This is a genomic window from Streptomyces sp. CNH287 (assembly GCF_000424825.1).
This window is the reverse complement of sequence record NZ_AUKQ01000004.1, coordinates 252,141-270,593: the sequence shown is the minus strand read 5'-3', so window position 1 is coordinate 270,593 and position 18,453 is coordinate 252,141. Positions and strand designations below refer to the sequence as shown.

The 18,453-nt window shown below is 73.0% G+C and carries 16 protein-coding genes; 2 read left to right on the top strand and 14 right to left on the bottom strand.

All coding sequences use genetic code 11. The features are described 5' to 3' along the window. Complete coding sequence (locus tag H299_RS0104150) at positions 1–948, bottom strand: alpha/beta hydrolase (RefSeq protein ID WP_027747383.1); 948 nt, start codon at positions 946–948, stop codon at positions 1–3. A gap of 509 nt (positions 949–1,457) precedes the next feature. Between H299_RS0104150 and H299_RS0104145 the strand changes: the two genes are divergently transcribed. Continuing rightward, entirely contained in the window at positions 1,458–2,660 is a 1,203-nt protein-coding gene (locus H299_RS0104145; RefSeq protein WP_027747382.1) for an acyl-CoA dehydrogenase family protein, read from the top strand. 157 nt (positions 2,661–2,817) lie between these two features. On the opposite strand, the gene H299_RS0104140 is transcribed toward H299_RS0104145, so the two are convergent. From H299_RS0104140 to H299_RS32070, 5 genes are all read right to left on the bottom strand, one after another. Beyond that, positions 2,818–3,393: a GAF domain-containing protein gene (locus H299_RS0104140; protein WP_027747381.1), complete on the bottom strand. Its 576-nt coding sequence runs from the start codon at positions 3,391–3,393 to the stop codon at positions 2,818–2,820. After that, entirely contained in the window at positions 3,377–3,964 is a 588-nt protein-coding gene (locus H299_RS0104135; RefSeq protein WP_027747380.1) for an ATP/GTP-binding protein, read from the bottom strand. Before H299_RS0104135 ends, H299_RS0104140 begins: the two co-directional genes overlap by 17 nt. After that, on the bottom strand, positions 3,942–4,322 hold the full coding sequence (locus H299_RS38010) for a DUF742 domain-containing protein (RefSeq protein ID WP_078512453.1): 381 nt from the start codon (positions 4,320–4,322) through the stop codon (positions 3,942–3,944). Before H299_RS38010 ends, H299_RS0104135 begins: the two co-directional genes overlap by 23 nt. A gap of 4 nt (positions 4,323–4,326) precedes the next feature. Beyond that, the gene (locus H299_RS0104130) at positions 4,327–4,743 is read right to left on the bottom strand and encodes a roadblock/LC7 domain-containing protein (protein ID WP_027747379.1); all 417 of its coding nucleotides are present in this window, start codon (positions 4,741–4,743) and stop codon (positions 4,327–4,329) included. Between the two features lie 500 nt (positions 4,744–5,243). Further along, the gene (locus H299_RS32070; protein WP_078512452.1) at positions 5,244–7,202 is read right to left on the bottom strand and encodes a sensor histidine kinase; all 1,959 of its coding nucleotides are present in this window, start codon (positions 7,200–7,202) and stop codon (positions 5,244–5,246) included. 517 nt (positions 7,203–7,719) lie between these two features. Between H299_RS32070 and H299_RS0104115 the strand changes: the two genes are divergently transcribed. Continuing rightward, positions 7,720–8,520 carry a tyrosine-protein phosphatase gene (locus H299_RS0104115; protein ID WP_027747377.1) on the top strand — a complete coding sequence of 267 codons (801 nt, stop codon included), beginning with the start codon at positions 7,720–7,722 and terminating at the stop codon, positions 8,518–8,520. A 43-nt stretch (positions 8,521–8,563) separates the two neighbouring features. Here H299_RS0104115 and H299_RS0104110 read toward each other — a convergent pair whose 3' ends face one another. The 8 genes from H299_RS0104110 to hpnC form a co-directional block, all read right to left on the bottom strand. Further along, complete coding sequence (locus tag H299_RS0104110; RefSeq protein WP_027747376.1) at positions 8,564–9,955, bottom strand: class-III pyridoxal-phosphate-dependent aminotransferase; 1,392 nt, start codon at positions 9,953–9,955, stop codon at positions 8,564–8,566. Between the two features lie 63 nt (positions 9,956–10,018). Continuing rightward, positions 10,019–11,041, bottom strand: coding sequence for an adenosyl-hopene transferase HpnH (gene hpnH, locus H299_RS0104105; protein WP_027747375.1), 1,023 nt, complete (start codon positions 11,039–11,041; stop codon positions 10,019–10,021). A 7-nt stretch (positions 11,042–11,048) separates the two neighbouring features. Beyond that, positions 11,049–11,678 carry a phosphorylase family protein gene (locus tag H299_RS0104100; protein WP_027747374.1) on the bottom strand — a complete coding sequence of 210 codons (630 nt, stop codon included), beginning with the start codon at positions 11,676–11,678 and terminating at the stop codon, positions 11,049–11,051. Beyond that, positions 11,678–13,750: a squalene--hopene cyclase gene (gene shc / locus H299_RS0104095; RefSeq protein WP_027747373.1), complete on the bottom strand. Its 2,073-nt coding sequence runs from the start codon at positions 13,748–13,750 to the stop codon at positions 11,678–11,680. Before shc ends, H299_RS0104100 begins: the two co-directional genes overlap by 1 nt. Before the next feature lie 57 nt (positions 13,751–13,807). Next, positions 13,808–14,965 carry a polyprenyl synthetase family protein gene (locus H299_RS0104090; protein WP_051262111.1) on the bottom strand — a complete coding sequence of 386 codons (1,158 nt, stop codon included), beginning with the start codon at positions 14,963–14,965 and terminating at the stop codon, positions 13,808–13,810. Further along, entirely contained in the window at positions 14,962–16,407 is a 1,446-nt protein-coding gene (gene hpnE / locus H299_RS0104085; RefSeq protein ID WP_037757683.1) for a hydroxysqualene dehydroxylase HpnE, read from the bottom strand. The genes H299_RS0104090 and hpnE overlap by 4 nt, the downstream gene beginning before the upstream one ends. Continuing rightward, entirely contained in the window at positions 16,407–17,339 is a 933-nt protein-coding gene (hpnD, locus tag H299_RS0104080; protein ID WP_037757877.1) for a presqualene diphosphate synthase HpnD, read from the bottom strand. The genes hpnE and hpnD overlap by 1 nt, the downstream gene beginning before the upstream one ends. A 35-nt stretch (positions 17,340–17,374) precedes the next feature. Continuing rightward, positions 17,375–18,337: a squalene synthase HpnC gene (gene hpnC, locus H299_RS0104075; RefSeq protein ID WP_027747369.1), complete on the bottom strand. Its 963-nt coding sequence runs from the start codon at positions 18,335–18,337 to the stop codon at positions 17,375–17,377. Positions 18,338–18,453 lie beyond the last annotated feature (116 nt).

Below are 18,453 nucleotides of genomic sequence, written 5' to 3'. Positions count from 1 at the left end.
TCACCACCGGCCGACGCCCGCGGCCGGCAGGTGGGCGTCCAGCCACTCCAGCAGGTCCGCGGTGACCTCGTCGCGGTTGGTCTCCTTGAGGATCTCGTGCCGCGCGCCGGGGTAGGCGCGCCAGCCGAGGTCGCGGACGCCCCCGTAGCGGAAGTCCTCCAGCAGCTCGTACACCAGGTTCATGCCGCCGTGGCAGGGGTCCTGGTCGCCGACGGCGAGGTGGACGGGCAGTCCGCGCGGGATTCGGGCCTGCTGCTCCGGAGCGTTGATCTTGCGGACCCCGCGCACCCAGTCCAGCGAGAGCCCGGCGCTGAAGGGGAAGCCGCAGCGTGCGTCCGCCGCGTAGCGGTCGACCTCCGCGTCGTCGCGGGAGAGCCACTCGAATCCGGTCCGGTGCGTCCAGGGGTCGTTGAAGGCGCCGAAGAGTTCGGGGAGGAAGCCGGAGAGGGCCGACCGGCCGCCCTCCTCGATCTCCGCCTCCAGCCGCCGCAGCGCGCTCTCGGGCTCGCAGCCGGGCAGCGAGCGGAAGGTGCCGGAGAGGATCAGCCCGGCCAGCTCCGCGCCGTGCTCCTGCGCGTAGTCGCGGGCGAGCTGGGAGCCCATGCTGTGCCCGAGCAGGACGTGCGGGGTGCCGTCGGGGAGTTCGGCGCGCAGCCGGTCGCCGACGGCACGCAGGTCGCGCACGGTGGCGCGCCAGCCGTCCGTGGGGCCGACCACGCCCAGGCCGCCGGTGTACGCCGCGGTGCCGCCGTGGCCCCGGTGGTCGGAGGCGGCGACGGCGTAGCCGCGGGCGGTCAGCACGCGGGCGAAGCGGTCGTAGCGGCGGGCGTGTTCGGCCGCGCCGTGCACCAGGCGCACCAGGGCGCGCGGCGGGCCCTCGGGCAGCCAGGTGAGGGTGGCGACGGGCGTGCCGTCCGCTGCCGGTGTGAAGTCGTCCCGTACGTCCACCGTGCCGCCCCTCTCGTGTCGATCACCCGCAGCGGGTAACCGTAGCCGCCGCGCGGCCCGGCGTGAAGGATGTACGGCAGGGCGCGTGCCGCCATCTCACCACACCGGGCGCACCTCGCACGCGGCACACTCCTGTCCGATTTCCGCCTCTCCGTCGAGGTTGTTCGCACACCGTCGCGAAAATACGCGGGACGCGCGCCGCACAGGCACCACAGCTCCGCAATTCCCACTCATCCTTGGCGACTTCGGGGGGTAGCGCGCGTATGCCAGTGGGTAATGCTCACGGGGTACGCTCACCGGTCGCGGTCCGGACGGCCCCCGGGCGAGCCCGCACGCCGTCGCCGGCATCGCGATGGATGGGGATTCGGACAACCTGACGGAACGATCTTGAACTATTCTCGCGGCCGTAGACGATGTGGGGGTGTCGGTCGCGACGAGGACGGTAGACGCTGCCGCAGCACGACCCCGCTCGGTGCGCGAGCGGAGGACCTCGCCAAGGAGGACTCACCATGGATCGCTACTTCACCGACGAGCACCATCAACAGCTGCGTCAGGAAGTGCGAGAGTTTGCGGAGCGGGAGGTCAGGCCCCGGATACCCCGGATGGAAGAAGCGCGGACGGTGTCACACGCGCTGTCCCGGCTGATAGCCCGTCAGGGGTGGATCGGCGCCACCGTGCCGCGCGGCTACGGCGGTATGGGCGCAGGCCACCTGGCCAAGACCGTCATCATCGAGGAGTTGTCCCGCGAGAGCGGCGCGATGGGCGCGATGGTGCAGGCGTCGCAGCTCGGCGTCGCCAAGATCGTCCACTTCGGCAACGAGGAGCAGAAGAAGAACTGGCTGCCGGCCATCGCCTCCGGCGACTGCCTGCCGACCATCGCCGTGACCGAGCCGGGCTCCGGCGGCCATGTGCTGGGCATGACCAGCAGCGCCGTCCGCGACGGTGACGACTACCTCCTCAACGGCAGCAAGGTCTTCGTCGGCAACAGCCACGTGGGCGACCTGCACGGTGTCGTCGTGCGCACCGGCCCGGGCTCCAAGGGGCTGACGGCGTTCCTGGTGGAGTCCGACCGGCCCGGCTTCAGCCTGGGCGAGCAGCAGCCCGCCATGGGGCTGCACGGCTTCAGCTTCGGGGAGCTGCGGTTCGACAACTGCCGTGTCCCGGCGGCGAACATGCTCGGCGCGGAGGGCGACGGCCTCGCCGTCGCCTACTCCTCCAGCGTGCTCTACGGACGCGCCAACCTCACGGCCGTCTCCCTCGGCATCCACCAGGCGATCCTGGACGAGACGACCCGCTTCTGCACCGAACGCCAGCGCTACGGAGCCCCGTTAGCTGATCTCGGCGCCATCAAGCTGAAGCTGGGCCAGATGCAGTCCCGGCTGATGACGGCCCGGCTCGCGGCCTACCACGCCGTGCACCTGCTGGACCGGGGGGTGTCCTGCGACGCGGAGCTGATGAACGCGAAGCTGGTGAACGTGGAGTACGCCCTCGACTCGGCCCGCAACGCGATGGAGATCCACGCGGCGTCCGGGCTCTTCACCGACCGGCCCGTGGAGCGCTACCTGCGCGACGCGCACCACATCTTCGCCCCCGCGGGCACCTCGGACGTCCAGCGGCTGCGGCTGGGGGAGGTGGCGCTGGGCACGGCGAAGGACGCCTGGTCGCACCAGCTGGCCGAGATGGTCCAGCGGGAACCGACCGCGCTGTGCTGACCCGGCCCGCGCGCGGTCACACGGCGCCGCACCCCGCCGGGCCGGGCCGCGCCCGCAGCACCGCACCGCGCCCGCTGAACCGGACGGCGCCGCCAGGCGCGTCCGGCTCAGTCGTGCCGGGCGGGTTCCGTGCGCGTCCCGGCCCCGCCCCGCGCCCTCACGCGCCCTCGTGCTCCCGCTGGTGGATCTGGTCCACCAGTTCGGCGGCCATCGCCTTGATGGTCTCCAGACCCTGGCGCCCCCACGGGCGCGGCTCCTGCGCGACCACACAGACCGTCCCCAGCGCCATGCCCGTACGGTCGATCAGCGGGGCCCCCATGTAGGAGCGGATACCGATCTCGTCCACCACCGGATTGCCCGCGAAACGCGGGTAGTCGCAGACGTCCTCCAGCACCAGGGCCTTGCGCCGGACCACGACATGGGGGCAGTAGCCGTGGTCGCGGGCCATCACCCGGCCCACCCCCGTGGTCTGCGGCGCGGCCGGGCCCAGGCCGACCGCGTGGTCGGCGGCGGGCGCGTACAGGCCCCCGAAGTACTGCCGGTTCTCGTCGATGAAGTTGACCATCGCGTACGGCGCGCCCGTGATGTTGGCGAGCCTGCGCGCGAACTCGTCGAACTCGGGGACGGGGGCCTCCCCTATCCCCAGCTCCCGCAGCCGCACGACCCGCTCGGGCGCGTCGGTGTCCTCCGGAGTCAGAAGCAGGTGGGACGTGGGGTCATAGGACGTTGACATGCTGACTCCTGGAGTCGATCAGATGCTGGACAAGGGATACGAGTACCTGGGTGCCGGAACCCGACTGCCGGGCGTCGCAGAGCACCACCGGGACGTCGGGCTTCAGGTCTATGGCCGCACGCACCTCCTCCGGGTCGTAGTGGAAACCGCCGTCGAACTGGTTGACCGCGACGATGAAGCCGATGCCGCGGCGCTCGAAGAAGTCCACGGCGGCGAAGCACTGCTCCAGCCGCCGGGTGTCCGCCAGGACGACGGCGCCCAGCGCGCCCGCGGACAACTCGTCCCACATGAACCAGAAGCGCTCCTGGCCCGGGGTGCCGAACAGGTAGAGCACGTGGTCGGCGCTGAGCGTGATCCGGCCGAAGTCCATGGCGACCGTGGTGGTGGTCTTCTTCTCCACCCCCTCCAGGCTGTCCGTGGCGACACTGACCTGGGTCAGCAGTTCCTCGGTGCTCAGCGGCTCAATCTCGCTGACCGCGCCGACCAGGGTGGTCTTGCCTACCCCGAACCCCCCGGCGATCAGGATCTTCAGCGCGGTCGGAAAGAGGTCAGAGTCGTTTACGGAGCCCATCCAGCACCGCCTCCAGCAGGTCTCGGTCGGTCGGGTCGGAGCCAAGCGGCGCCCGCTCGGGCGCGCGGGCGGTAATGGCACCGCAGTCCACCAGGTCCGAGAGCACGACCTTGGTGACCACGGCGGGCTGTCGGATGTGCGCGGCGATCTCGGCGACGGACAGGGGACCGCCACACAGGCCGAGCACATGGGAGTGATCGGGGCCCAGGTAGCTGTTGGGGCGTGTCCCGGTGGCCATCACCAGGGTTAACAGGTCGAAGTGTGCCGAGGGTTTCGTACGGCCGTCGCTGACGGTGTACGGACGGACGAGCCGTCCCGCATCACCGTCCAGCCACGGGCCCTCCACGGGTTCGGTCATCCTCTCAGTGCCCCGCCGGCTGCCGGACAGGCGTCGCCAGGTACGGGCGGACGCTCTTGACCAGCATCGCCATCTCGTAGCCCAGCACGGCGGCATCCGACTCGCTCCCGGCCAGCACGGCCAGGCACGCGCCCTGCCCGGCGGTGGAGACGAACAGCAGGGAGGTGTCGAGTTCGACGACGACCTGCCGTACCTCACCTCCGTCGCCGAACCGCACGCCCGCGCTGCGCGCCAGCGAGTAGAGCCCGGAGGAGAGGGCGGCCAGATGGTCTGCGGTGTCGGTATCCAGCCCGTGGGCGGCCTTCACCAGGCCGTCCGAGGACAGGAGGAGGGCGCTGCGCGAGTGCGGTACGCGCTGGACGAGTCCGGTCAACAGCCAGGACAGATCCGGCGTCTGGCCGATGGGCGCTTCGCTCACCATGATCGCGTTCTTCTCCTTGAGAGGCGAGGGGCGGCTGGGGCTGTCGTCGACGCGGGACCGCCCCCTCCCGGACCTGCCGGTCCGGGAGGCACCCCGCGAAGGGGTGGAGCCATGGGCGGGGCGGAGCGTCGGCGGCGGCCCCCAGGGGGTCTCTTCAAAGTGGCACCGTCCTGCCCCCGGGCCCACCGGTCCGGGGGGAGGCAGGCGCGTGCAACTGCAAGACGGAGGAGCTTCCTCGTGGTCGGGGGCGGCGGCCTGCCCGAACGCCCCGGCGCCGCGCGGCTCCCGGTGCGACCGGGGGCGGTCACGCCTGCCGGGCTCCGCGAGCGGGACGGAAGGGCGGGGGCACCGGGGGAACTCCGCACCGAAGCGGCGATCGGCTCGCGGTGCCCGGCACGCGCCCGCCCGGCGTCCGGGAACCGGGAGCGGAGCCGGGACGGTGCAGGACGCGGCGCGGCGGACACCGCGAGCTGATCGGTCACTCATGCTCTGCGGAACTCTTACGGGGCGGGCCGGGGAGTGTCCCCGGCCTGGGTGGAGGGGGTCTCGCCGGTCGCGTCCGCGAGGTGGGTGCCCCGGCGGAAGGCGGCCATCAGGCCCGGATCGTGTCCGGCCTCCGGCTCGTCCGAGGCTGCGGGCGCGCGTGGCGGCTCGCGCAGCTCCGCCACCAGGTGCTCCTGGCGACGGCGTTTGGGCAGCTGGGGCCGCGGACCGCCGGACGCCTCGGGAGCCGGGGCGGCCATGGGGTGCGGTGCGGCCGGCGGACCTGGGGGCGGCGGCACGGGCGAGGCGTGCGCACCCGCGGGCTCGGTCCGGTACGGGGCGGGCAGCGACGCACCGTGCTGCCCGTACGGGTCGGCGGACGACGCGTAGGGGCCCGGCTGCGCCGGGGCGCCGTGCTCCGGGGGCCGTGCGTGCTGCCCGTGGCCGCCGTGCTGCCCGTGCTGCCCGTACTGCGTCTCCCGCGTGAACTCCCCTTGCGGAGCCGAGTGCGCGTGCGGCACGGACCGGGCGGGGGGTACGGCGGCGTGCGCGGGCGGCTGCTGCCCCGCGGACTGGGCCGACTGCGCGGCCGTCGCCCGGTGGTGCTCCTCGACGTGCGACAGCTCGGCCCGCTCCGCGCGCATCTGCGCCGCCGCGTTCACCGCGCTCTGCGCCGGGGCCGCCGCCTGCTTGGCACCCTCGCCCGGGTCGCCGAGCAGCACCTGCGGCAGCACGAGCACCGCCTGGATACCGCCGTAGATGTTGCTCTGGAGCTGGACGACGATGCCGTGCCGCCGGGCGAGCGCGGAGACCACGAACAGGCCGATCCGGCCGTCCGAGAGCAGTTCGCCCACGTCGAACTGCTCGGGATCGGAGAGCAGCGTGTTCATGCGCTGCTGCTCGTCGGCGTCCATGCCCAGGCCGCGGTCCTCCACCTCGACGGCGAGTCCGGCCGTCACGTGCTGGGCGCGCAGCAGGATCTGGGTCTGCGGGGCCGAGAAGACGGTGGCGTTCTCGACGAGTTCGGCCAGCAGGTGGATGACGTCGGCCACCGCGTGGCCGCGCAGGGTGCCCTCGATCGGAGGGACCAGCTTGACCCGCGAGTACTGCTCCACCTCGGCGATGGAGGAGCGCAGCACCTCGGTCATGGTCACCGGGCGGGTCCACTGGCGCCGGGACACGGCGCCGCCGAGCACGGCGAGGTTCTCCGCGTGCCGTCGGATGCGGGTGGCCAGGTGGTCCACATGGAAGAGGCCCTTGAGCAGGTCCGGGTCCTCCACCTCGTTCTCCAGCTCATCCAGCAGTTCGATCTCACGGTGGACGAGGGACTGGAGCCTGCGGGCGAGGTTGACGAAGACCTCGACCTTCTCCTCGCTGCCGCTGGTGCCCGCGCGGACCAGGGACGCCGCCTCCAGCACGGCCGTCTCGGCGGTGCGCTGGGCGAGGGTCAGCTCCTGGGCGAGCGCGTCCAGCGCGTCGCCGGAGGGTTCGGCCGCGGCCGGGACTGCGGGCAGGCCGGCCGGCTGGGGCCGCTCACCCCGCTCGAGCCGCCGCAGCTGGGCGCGGACCTCGGACTGGCTGCGCTCGGAGGCGCGGCGCAGCGCGGCGTACCGCTCGATGGTGGTGCGCGCCTCGGAGGAGGCGAAGAGTCCGGCGCCGACCGCCACCGCGCAGGTCACCAGCAGCGAGCCGGCGAGGAGACCCCACAGGGTCGCTCCGTCGACGCCGGAGTCGGCGCCCTGGGCGGTGATCACGTACGTCACCACGGCGGCGGCCAGCACGGCCACGAGGCTGGTGGGCAGGACGGCGAGGCGGACCATACGGCGGCGGAGCGCCGCGTCGCCGGCCGTCTCACGCGCGTGGCCGCGGCCGGGCCGCGCGTGCGGCTCGGGCGAGCTGGACGGGACCGCGACCGCGTGAGCGGGAGCGGAAGTTCCCCTTCCTGTCTGCACCGCGTAACTCGGGGGTTCAGGCATCGGTTTCCTCGGTTGACTTGAGGTCTGTCTGTCGGGCTTGCTCGAGGGCACGCCGACTCTCACAGTGCCGTGGCCACGCTAACCGTCACGACGACGCCGAGCAGGCGCGTATGACATATTCGCCACCCCACGCCAGCTCCTAACGAGTGAACCTGTCGGGCACGCGTTTGAACGGGCGCACAGATCATAACTCCCTTGTGGAATAGGGAAGTTACATGACCAGGGGTCGGTGAAGGCCCGACCCCCCACGCTCCCGCCGCAGGACGGGGCCGAAACGGAATGCGCGGAGCCGCCCGCGCCAATGCGTTCCAGGCGGAACCGGAACGTCAACCGGGGCCCTCCGCAGCATGACCCCGGAGTCATATGCCGCGCCGGGGCGGATCATCCTGGCGCACGGCCCCGGCCGGAGACTCGTTGCCCCCGGCATCCATGTCGGCGTTCTGCGTATTCTCGTACCGCGTCTCTCGTGCCTCTCCGCTCCCGGCGGGAAGGCGACCGCGGATCGAAGGAGTTACCCGTGACACAGGAGTCCGCCAGGCCCACACTGAGCGGGGTGCGTAACTTCCGCGACGTCGGCGGCCTCCCGGCGTCCGGCGGGCGCCGGCTGCGGCACGGCGTCCTCTACCGCAGCGGGCACCTCGCGCACGCGACCGCCGAGGACGTCGCCTTCCTCGGCGGCCTCGGGCTGCACACCGTCTTCGACTTCCGCAACGCCGCGGACCAGGCCCTGGAGGGCCCGGACGCGGCACTGCCGGGCACCCGCAACGTCAACATCCCGCTGAGCGACCCCGCCGAGGGCGTCGAGTTCTGGAAGATGGTCCGCGACGGCGACCTCACCCAGCTGCGTGCGGTGCTCTCCGACGGGCAGGCCGCCGCACGGATGGCCGAGACGTACCGCGCCATGGTGCACGAACGCACCGCGGAGCACAGCCGGGTCCTGCACGCCCTGGCGCGGGAGAGCGTGCCCGCGCTGCTGCACTGCGCGGCGGGCAAGGACCGGGCGGGCCTCACGGTGGCTGTGACCCTGCTGGCCGTGGGCGTGCACCGGGAGGCCATCGAGAGCGACTACCTGGAGTCGAACGCCCCGCACCACCGCTACCGCGTGCACCGCTCCGAGGGCGCCGAGGGCGGGCTCTCCGCGGAGGTCCTGGAGCTGCTGGCGCCGCTGTTCGACGCCCGTCCCGGCTACCTGGCTGCCGCCTTCGAGGCGATGGACGACGGCTGGGGCGGCACCGAGGCCTACCTCACCGAGGGCCTGCGCCTCTCCCCCGCCACGCGCGAGCGCCTGCGGGAGCGGCTGCTCGACGGGCCGGGGTGACCCGGGCCGAGCCGCCCGCGGCCGGAGGCCGGGCGGCTCGGCGCTACGGTTCCCGGCGGCCCGCGACCGCCTGCTTCATCAGGGTGCGGCCGAAGTCCCACATCAGCCCGCCGCCGTTGTGCGCGTCCTCCATGACCTCGGTGAACGCCGTGACGAAGCGGTCGACCTCCGGCTCGCCGACGATCAGCGGCGGGATCAGCTTGATCACCTCCAGGTGGTCCCCGGAGACCTGCGTCAGGATGCGGTGGCGGCGCAGCAGGGGCACCACCACCATCTGCGCGAAAAGCCCCTTGCGGGCAGCCTGGAGCATCGTCCAGCGGCTGCGCAGGCGCAGCGAGGACGGGCGGCCGAACTCGATCCCGATCATCAGGCCCCGGCCGCGCACCTCGTGCAGCAGCTCGTAGCGGCCGACCAGCTCGGCCAGCCGGGAGCGCAGCAGGTCGCCGACGCGGCGGGCGCGGGCGGTGAGGTCGTCGTCCTCCATGACCTGGAGGGTGGCCAGGCCCGCCGCCATGGCCTGCGCGTTGGAACCGAAGCTGGCCGAGTGGACCAGCACCCGGTCCATCGAGGAGTAGACCTTCTTGAAGATCCACTCCTTGCCCAGTGTCGCGCCGACCGGCACGTACCCGCCCGAGAGGGCCTTGGCGACGCAGACCAGATCCGGATCGACGCCCTCCTCGTGCTGGTAGGCGAAGAAGTCGCCGGTACGGCCCAGCCCCGTCTGGACCTCGTCCACGATCAGCAGCGCGCCCCGGCGGCGCAGGGCCTCCCCCGCCGCCCTGAGGTACCCCGGCGGGGTCGCGTGCACGCCTTTGCCCTGGATCGGTTCGACCACGAGCGCGGCCACGTCACCGCGTTTCAGCTCCCGCGCCAGCGCGTCCAGATCACCGAGCGGAATCGCCGTGTCGGGCAGCAGCGGTGCGAAACCTTCACGGAATCCACCCTCGCCGTTGACTGATAGCGCACCTGTGGTGAGTCCGTGAAAAGCGTGGTCACAATAGAGAACTCGTGGTTTTCCGGTGGCGGCCCGGGCGAATTTGAGGGCGGTTTCCACTGCCTCCGTACCGCTGTTGCCGAAGAAGACCCGCTCCATTCCGGGCGCGTGTGCCAGCAGCTTCTCGGCCAGCAGCCCGGGCAGCGGCGGGCAGTCGAATCGGGTGAGGTCCGCCAGCGAGGCGTCCAGCGCGTCGTGCAGCGCCTGCCGCACGACGGGATGGTGCCGGCCCAGGCCCATGACCCCGAAGCCGGCGAGCATGTCGAGGTAGTCCCGCCCCTCGGCGTCGTAGAAGTAGGCGCCCTCGGCCCGCTCGTAGACGTTGTCGAAGCCGATGGTGCGCAGCATCCGGGGCAGTTGGTGGTTGAGATACCGGGAGTGCAGCGCGTAACCCTCCCCGCCGCGCTCGGCCAGCAGCTTGGCCAGGTCGAAATGGCTCACACGATGCCCTCCTCGGTCTCCGTCTCCCACTCGGCCATTGCCGCGGTGCGGCCCGGACAGTCCTCAGCCGCGGTTGCCGCCCACCGTCTCCCGCGCGGCCCTGATCGTCTCCTTGAGCGACCCCATGGTGGCCAGCACGGCGGTGGGCTCGTAGCCGCAGTGGGCCATGCAGTTGGCGCAGCGGTCGTCCCGGCCACGCCCGTACTTGTCCCAGTCAGTCTCCTCCACCAGCTCCCGGTACGTCGGCACGTAGCCGTCGCTCATCAGGTAGCAGGGCCGCTGCCAGCCGAAGAGGGAGTAGTTGGGGATGGCCCAGGCCGTGCACGGGAAGTCGGCCTTCCCCTCCAGGAAGTCCAGGAAGAGCGGGCTGTGGTTGAGCCGCCAGCGGCGGCGGTTGCCGCTGGCGAACGCCTTGCGGAACAGCTCCCTGGTCTGGTCGACGCCGAGGAAGTGCTCCTGGTCGGGCGCCTTCTCGTAGGCGTAGGCGGGCGAGATCATCATCTCGTCCACCTTCAGGTCGTCGTTGAGGTAGTCCAGCACCTCGATGACCGTCTGCGGGGTGTCGGTGTTGAAGAAGGTGGAGTTGGTGGTGACGCGGAAGCCGCGCCGCTTGGCCTCCTTCATCGCCGCCACGGCCTCGTCGAACACCCCCTCCTTCGCCACCGACTCGTCGTGCCGCTCGCGCAGCCCGTCGATGTGCACCGCGAAGGCGAAGTACGGGGAAGGGGTGAACTTGTCCATCTTCTTGCGCATGAGCATGGCGTTGGTGCAGAGGAAGACGAACTTCTTCCGTGCCACCAACTGCCTTACGATCTCGTCGATCTGAGGGTGCATCAGTGGCTCGCCGCCCGCGATGGACACCATCGGGGCGCCGGACTCCAGCACGGCCCCCACCGCCTGCGCGACCGGCATCCGCTGCTTGAGCACCCCGGCCGGGTGCTGGATCTTGCCGCAGCCCTCGCAGGCGAGGTTGCAGGCGAAGAGGGGCTCCAGCTCGACGATCAGCGGGAACTTCTCCCGCTTGCGGAGCTTTTGTTCCATGAGATAGGTGCCGATGCGGAACGTCTGGCGAAGCGGCATGGCCATTCCTGGCTCACCTCCGGGGGAGCAGCAAATTTCGGTGCCATTGCGAAAAAGCGGGCAGTACTGCACGCAGGACACGGAAGGCGGATATTCCCCCCTTCAGTGTCCCGAGTCTGATCAGTTCGTGCTCGGGGGCGTCCACGACCACCCGGACGGCGGCCACCGGGCGGCCCGGCGCCGCCCGTACGGCCGTGCGCAGCGTGACCGCCGACTCCATGTCGACCGCGAGTGCTCCCGTGGCCCGCAGCCGGGCCCGCTCGGCGCCCCGGACCACGTGTCCGGAGCCCGCGAGCGGCCCGACGTGCAGCCGGCCCAGCGGGGCGAGCGCCTCGGCGAGGCGCTCGGTCTCCACGCAGGGCGTACGGCCCGCGGCGTCCCGGGTCTCGGTGGCGAGCACCAGGTCGCCCGGGTGCATGCCGCCATCGAGCCCGGCGCAGAAGCCGGTGGCGATGACCGGCGTACCGCCCGGCACGGGCTCGCCGCGCAGCGCGCGGGCGACCGCGCGCTCCGCGGCCTGCGGACCCATGCCGGTACGCAGCACGGTGACCGGTCCACGGTCGCCCCGGCGCAGGGCGAACCGCTCGATGCCGAGCGCGCAGGCGATCAGCAGCGGGCCCACCGCACCGGTCGGTTTCGGCATCAGGCGTCCCGCGCCCCGCCCGCCGCCAGCGGCTTGAGGGCCCCCTCGGCGCCGTGCAGGTAACGGCCGAGCGCGGTCAGCGGGAACACCATGCGGTAGAGGTGGTAGTTGATGGAGAAGTCCCACGGGAAGCCCGTACCGGTGAAGTGCGGCTCGTCCCAGGAGCCGTCCTCCTGCTGGGTCCTGGCCAGCCACTCGATGCCGCTCTGGACGCTCTTGGAGTCCCGCTCCCCCGCCGAGAGCAGGGCCAGCAGCGCCCAGGCGGTCTGCGAGGCGGTGGACTCGCCGCGGGCGATCCAGTCCGGGTCCGGGTAGGAGCGCAGGTCCTCGCCCCAGCCGCCGTCCTCGTTCTGCACGCTCTCCAGCCAGTTCACCGCCCGCCGGATCGCCGGGTGCGACTCGGGCACCCCGGCGGCGACCAGGGCCGGCACGACCGACCCGGTGCCGTAGAGGTAGTTGACGCCCCACCGCCCGAACCAGGCGCCGTTGGCCTCCTGTTCGGCCAGCAGCCAGGTCACCGCCTGCCGGTTGCCGGGGTGGTCGCGCAGGCCCGTCGCGGCCAGCATCTCCACCACGTGCGCGGTGACGTCGGCCGACGGCGGGTCGATGACCTCGCCGAAGTCGCAGAAGGGCAGCCGGTTGGGGAAGCCGCTGGTGTTGTCGGCGTCGAAGGCGCCCCAGGCGCCGTTCTTGGACTGCATGCCCAGGTTCCAGCGGGTCGCCCGCTCGATGGCCGCCTCGACCCGGGCCGGGTCGGGGTGCCGCACCCGGCACAGCGCCAGCACGACCTCGGCGGTGTCGTCGATGTCGGGGTAGTTGTCGTTGTGGAACTCGAACGCCCAGCCGCCGGGCGCCAGTCCCGGTCTGCGCACCGACCAGTCCCCGGGCCGTACGACCTGCTCGTCCAGCATCCAGTCGGCCGCCTTGACGAGCGCGGGGTGGTCCGGGGGCACGCCCGCGTCGGCGAGCGCGATCGTGGCCAGGCAGGTGTCCCAGACCGGCGACTGGCACGCCTCGATCATCCGGCTGGGCCCCTCGTCGGCGGCGCCCTCCTTCGCCGAGCCCTCGTGCCAGACGGCGAAGCGGTCCAGCGACTCCAGGCCCGCCCGCATCACGGGGTGGTCGAGGTCGTAGCCCAGCAGCCGCAGCGCGATGATCGAGTAGACGGCGGGCGGCTGGATACCACCCCAGCAGCCGTCGTTCTCCTGCCGCTCGATGATCCACCGCGAGGCGTCCTTGAGGGCGGCGCGGCGCAGCGGGCGCACGGCGACGCGCCGGTAGGCGTGCAGGCCGAAGTCCAGCCGCTGGAAGACGCCGTCCCAGCTGGTGACCGGCGCCCAGCGGCGCGTACGGCGCGGGGCTGCGGCACCGACGGCGCCGGACGCGGCGCCGCGCAGCTCGTCGATCGCGAACGGCGCCGGCCGCACCGGGCGCAGGGCGGAGACCACCGTGAGCGGGACGATGGTCTGGCGGGCCCAGCAGCCGAAGTCGTAGATGTTGAGCGGGAACCACTTGGGGAGATAGATGATCTCCGGGGGCAGCTCCGGCAGGTCCTCCCAGCGCCACCAGCCGAAGAGCGCCAGCCAGATGCGGGTGAAGACCCGGCTGTCGGCGAGGCCGCCCCGCTCACGGACCCAGGCCGCAGCGGTGGCCATGTGCGCGGCCTCCGGCGCGTCGCCCGCCAGCCGCAGGGCCACGTACGCCTCGATCGTCACGGACAGCTCGCCGGGGCCACCGTGGAAGGAGGCCCACGTGCCGTCCGCGCGCTGCTGGGCGCGGATGAACCGGGCGGCGGCGGCCGTCGTCCGCGTGTCCCGGATGCCGAGGAACTCCCGCAGCAGCAGGTCCTCCGCGTCCATGGTCACGTTGGTCTCCAGATCGCCCTTCCACCAGCCCGCGGAGTCCTGACGGGCCAGCAGGTACTTCACCGCGCGCGCGTTGGTGCGCTCCGCGGCCCGTGCCGTGCGCTCTTCTGCGGTTCCCCCGCCGCCGTCCGATGTCCCGCCGTCTGGTGCCTCGGAGAGTGCGCGGGGCCGTACCGCCCCGGTGCTGCCGTCGGCCGTAGCTGTCATCGCTTCCCCTTCCGCAGTGTCCGCTGAGAGCCCCGCGCGCAGCCCGGACGTGTCACGTCACCGCTGGCGCACGACCACGAAGTCGGCGAGCGCGACCAGTTGGCCGCGCACGGTCTCCGGCATCTCGACGCCGTGCAGCGCCTCGACGGCCGTAGCGTGCTGGCGCCGGGCCTCTGCCGAAGTCCACTCCCTGCCGCCCGCCTCCTCGATCAACGCCGCGCGGGTGGCGAACTCTTCCTCGTCGAAGTCCGCGAATTCCCGCTGGGTCTTCTTGACGTCGGCGGCCATGAGTTCGGCGAGGCGGTCGGCCGCCGGACCCCCGGCGGCCAGTGCGGAGACGACCGGCAGCGACTTCTTGCGCTGGCGCAGGTCGCTCCAGGTCCGCTTGCCGGTCGACACCGGGTCGCCCCAGACCCCCAGCAGGTCGTCGATCGCCTGGAAGGCCAGGCCGAGGTGGTGGCCGTAGGACTCCAGGGCGTCCGCCAGGTGGTCGTCCGCGCCGCCCAGCACGGCGCCGATGGAGGTGGCGCAGGCCAGCAGCGCGCCGGTCTTGTTGCCCTCCATCTCCAGGCACTCGGCGACGGTCACCCGCTCGCGGTGCTCGTAGGCCATGTCCTGGGCCTGGCCGTCGATCAGCTTGCGGGTCGCGGAGATGAGGCGGCGGGTGGCCCGGCCCGCCTCGGGGGTGCCCGGCTCCAGCAGGATCTCGTTGGCGAGGGCGAACAAAGCGTCACCGACCAGGATGGCCTGAGCCGGGCCGTGCACCTTCCAGACGGTGTCCCGGTGGCGGCGCTGCTCGTCGCCGTCCATCAGGTCGTCGTGCAGCAGTGAGAAGTTGTGCACCAGCTCCACGGCGACGGCGCCGGGCAGGCCCCGTTCCGCCTCGGCGCCCGCTGCCTCGGCGGCCAGCAGGGTCAGCGCGGGCCGCACGGACTTGCCGCCGTCGGCGTCCGAGGGACGGCCCTCGGCGTCGATCCAGCCGAAGTGGTAGGCGGCGATGGTCCCCATGGGGGGTGCCAGCCGCTCCACCGCGGCGCGCAGGCCGGGCGTGGAGAGCGTACGGCCGCGTTCCAGCAGGGCGTTGACGTCCGCGGCGCCACTGCTGCCGACGCTGCCACTGAGCTGGTCCGTGGTCACGGGGTCTCCTCCAAGTTCTTCGGTACTGCTGGTCCTGCCGGTGCTGCTGGCCTTGCCGGCGCCGCGGGTCTCGCTCATGCCGCCGCCCTCCCGTCCGTGCGGTGCGGTGGATCGTCGTCGTACGGGCGGTCCACCACACCAGCCGCCGCTCCGGCGGCGGCGATTCCGCTGCGCACAGCGCCTTCCATCGTTGCGGGCCAGCCTGTGTCGGTCCACGCTCCGGCGAGCGAGAGGCCGGGCAGCGCCGTGCCCGCGCCGGGACGCAGCCGGCCCACCCCCGGGTCGGGGGCGAAGGTGGCGGTGCGCTCACGGGTCACGAAGAAGTCGCGTACGAGCGCGCCGCGCGCGGCGGGCAGCAGCCGCTCCAGCGCGGGGAGGTAACGCTTCCGCAGCAGGGCCACCGGGTCGTCGATCTCGTCCTGTGCGGCCGACTGGGAGAGCGCGAGGTACTGGCCGCCGCCGGTCAGGCCGGAGGGTCCGGTGCGGTCGAAGACCCACTGCACCGGTGAGCCCAGCGCGGCGAAGAAGGGCCTGCGCAGCACCCGGCGGTCGTAGATGACGTGGACGTTGAGGATCGGCGCGTCGCGGATGCCCAGCAGCCGGTCCTGGCCGGCCAGCGCGCCCTCAGGCAGCAGCCGGTGCGCCTCGCGCTGCGGCACCGCGAGCACCACCGAGGCGGCGTCCAGCTCCTCCGGGGCCTCCCGGCCCGAGCGCGCGGTGACGCGCCAGCCGCCGCCGGGGGCCGGGGCCAGGCCGCGCACCTTCGCCTGCAGGACGGTGCGCACCCCCGCACGGTCCAGCGCGGCACGGGCCAGCAGGTCGTGCAGGTCGCCCAGCGGGGCGGCGGAGACGCCGATGTCGGCCGCGCCGGGGGCGGAGAGCAGCCCCGTACGGAAGACCTTGGCCGCCAGCTGGAGCGACGCCTGAGGTGCCCGCGCGTTGAGGGTGGGCACCCCCACCAGGTCCCACAGGGCCTCCACCGCGCGCGGGGACTGGCCCTGCCGGTGCAGCCAGGTCGCGAAGTCCGTGCCGTCCAGGGCGGGATCGGCCGGGTCGAGCCCGCGCAGCGCGAGCGCGGCGCGGCCCACCCCGGCGCGCTCGGCGAGCGAGAGGTGCGGGTAGCCGGCGAGGCTGGCGGCCAGGTGCAGGGGTACGGGCAGGGCCGTGCGCCGCAGCCTGCCGAGCCGGCCCGCGGCCACGTCCAGTACGGGCACGTCCAGCCGCCGCTGCACGGGGGCCAGCGGCGCGCCGCCGATCCGCTCCAGGAACCACTGGTAGGCGGTGCAGCAGCGCAGGTGCACGTGCTGGCCGTTGTCGACCGTCAGCTCGCCCGCCGGGGAGTCGCGGCGGAAGGAGAAGGCGAGGCCGCCCAGCCGGGGCCGGCTCTCCAGCAGGGTGACCTGGTGCCCGGCGTCGGCCAGCCGCAGCGCGGCCGTGGTGCCCGCCAGTCCGCCGCCGACGACGACGGCCGGGCCGGGCCGCCCCCCCGTCCGCCCGGATGCCGTGTGCCGTGGTGCCATCAGCCGCTCCGCCGGGCGGCGCGGCGGGCGGCCTGCCGGGTGTCGAGGCCGGAGAGCCCCCGCATCGCCACGTACGCCTTCTCCCGTGGGGAGAGGGAGACCCGGCCGCGCAGCACCGCCCGCGGGTCCCCGGCGATGCGGTCCAGCAGGCGGCGGTAGATGCCGGCCATGGCGGCGACGCAGGCGCCGGAGCGGCGGTCGAGCAGCGGGAGCAGGGCCAGCCCCTGGTCGAACAGTGTGCGGGCGCGGCGCACCTCGAAGTGCACCAGCCCGGCGAAGTCGCTGCCCGGCGGCGGCGTGTCGGTGTGGAACCCGGCGGAGCAGCCGAACTTGTCGAGGTCCTCGGCGGGCAGGTAGGTGCGCCCGTCGGCGGCGTCCTCGCGTACGTCGCGCAGGATGTTGGTGAGCTGGAGCGCGAGGCCGAGGGTGTCGGCGTACTCGGCGGCGCGCGCGGAGTCCTGTACGCCCCCGGCGGGCGCCGGTACCGTGCCGAACACGCCCAGCGAGAGCCTGCCGATCGCGCCCGCCACGCAGCGGCAGTAGGTCTGGAGATCGGCCCAGGTCTCGTACTCCTGGCCGCGCACGTCCATCAGGACGCCGTCGATCAGCTCGTCCAGGCCGCCCAGCGGGATGGGGTAGCGCCGGGCGGCGTGGCTGAGCGCCACGGCGATCGGGTCGGTGTCGTCCTCGGGTACCTCGCCGTCCCGGATGCGGCCGAGCAGGCTTCTGGTGTCCTCCAGCCGCGTCTGCTTGACGGCCGGGTCGAGATCGCCGTCGCCGATGTCGTCGACACGCCGGGAGAAGGCGTAGAGGGCGGACATCGCCCGGCGCTTCCCGGACGGCAGCAGCCGGATGCCGTACGCGAAGTTACGGGCCTGCTGCCCCGTGACGGTCTCGCAGTAGCTGTACGCGGCGATTACCGGTGGGGACACCTGCCGCAGTGGCGGGCTTCGGTCCACGGTCTGGCTCACCCCTCTCTTCGCAGTGCGGTACCCACCTCACGCAGCAGACCGCGCTTGGTGGGTACGGGTGGTCCGGGCAGTACGTCGTAGCCCGCGGCGCGGATGGCCCGCAGCGCCGCGAGACCGCCGCCGACGAATCCCGCCAGCAGCAGTCTGAGCCTGCCGCCGACACTGTCGATCAGCGGCCCTCCCTCGCTGAGCAGCTGCCGGGCGCGTTCCGACTCGAACGCGATCAGGGTGCGTACGGAGGCGTTCGCCGTCGGCGCGGCGAGGTCGGCCTCGCTGACGTGGAAGCGGGCCATGTCGGCGGCGGGCAGGTAGATCCGGCCGCGCGCGAGGTCCTCCGCGACGTCCTGGAGGTGCTCGACGATCTGGAGCCCGGTGCAGACGGCGTCCGAGCGGCGGACGCGCTCGGGGGTCGCGGTGCCGGTGAGGGCGAGCACGAGCCGCCCCACCGGGTTGGCGGACAGCTCGCAGTAGGCCAGCAGCTCCCCGAAGTCGGCGTAGCGGCGGACCTTCTGGTCCTGGCGGTTGGCCTCGATCAGGCCGAGGAAGGGTTCGGGGGTCAGCGCGCGGCGGCGCACGGTGGGGACCAGCGCCCGCAGCAGCGGGTGGCCCGGCTCGGCACCGCCCGCGGCGGCGCTGCTCGCGGCGGCGCTGCCGTCCGCGGAGCCGCCGACGGCCGGGGCCGCGGTCCGAAAGACCCGGTGCAGGTCGGCCTCGAAGGCGTCCAGCATGGCCAGGCGGTCCTCGCGCTGGGCCCGGTCGACGCCGAGGTAGGCGGCGTCCAGGCCGCCGGGCGCCAGGTCGCCGTCACCGATGTCGTCGACGAGGCGCGCGAAGCCGTAGACGGCCATCAGGTCGTCGCGCCAGGCGGCCGGCAGGAAGCGGGGGGCCACGGGGAAGTTCTCGTGCGCGGCCTTGGCCAGCACCGTATGGGCGTGCGCGTCCGCCTCCGCGGTCACCACGCGCTGCCAGGAGCCATTGCCGTCACATCTCCGTTTCTACACTGTCGCTCCGGGAACGCGTATTTCGGACACGCCGCGCGGGCTGACCTGCGCGGCTTGCCGGTCAGGCGGGTGCC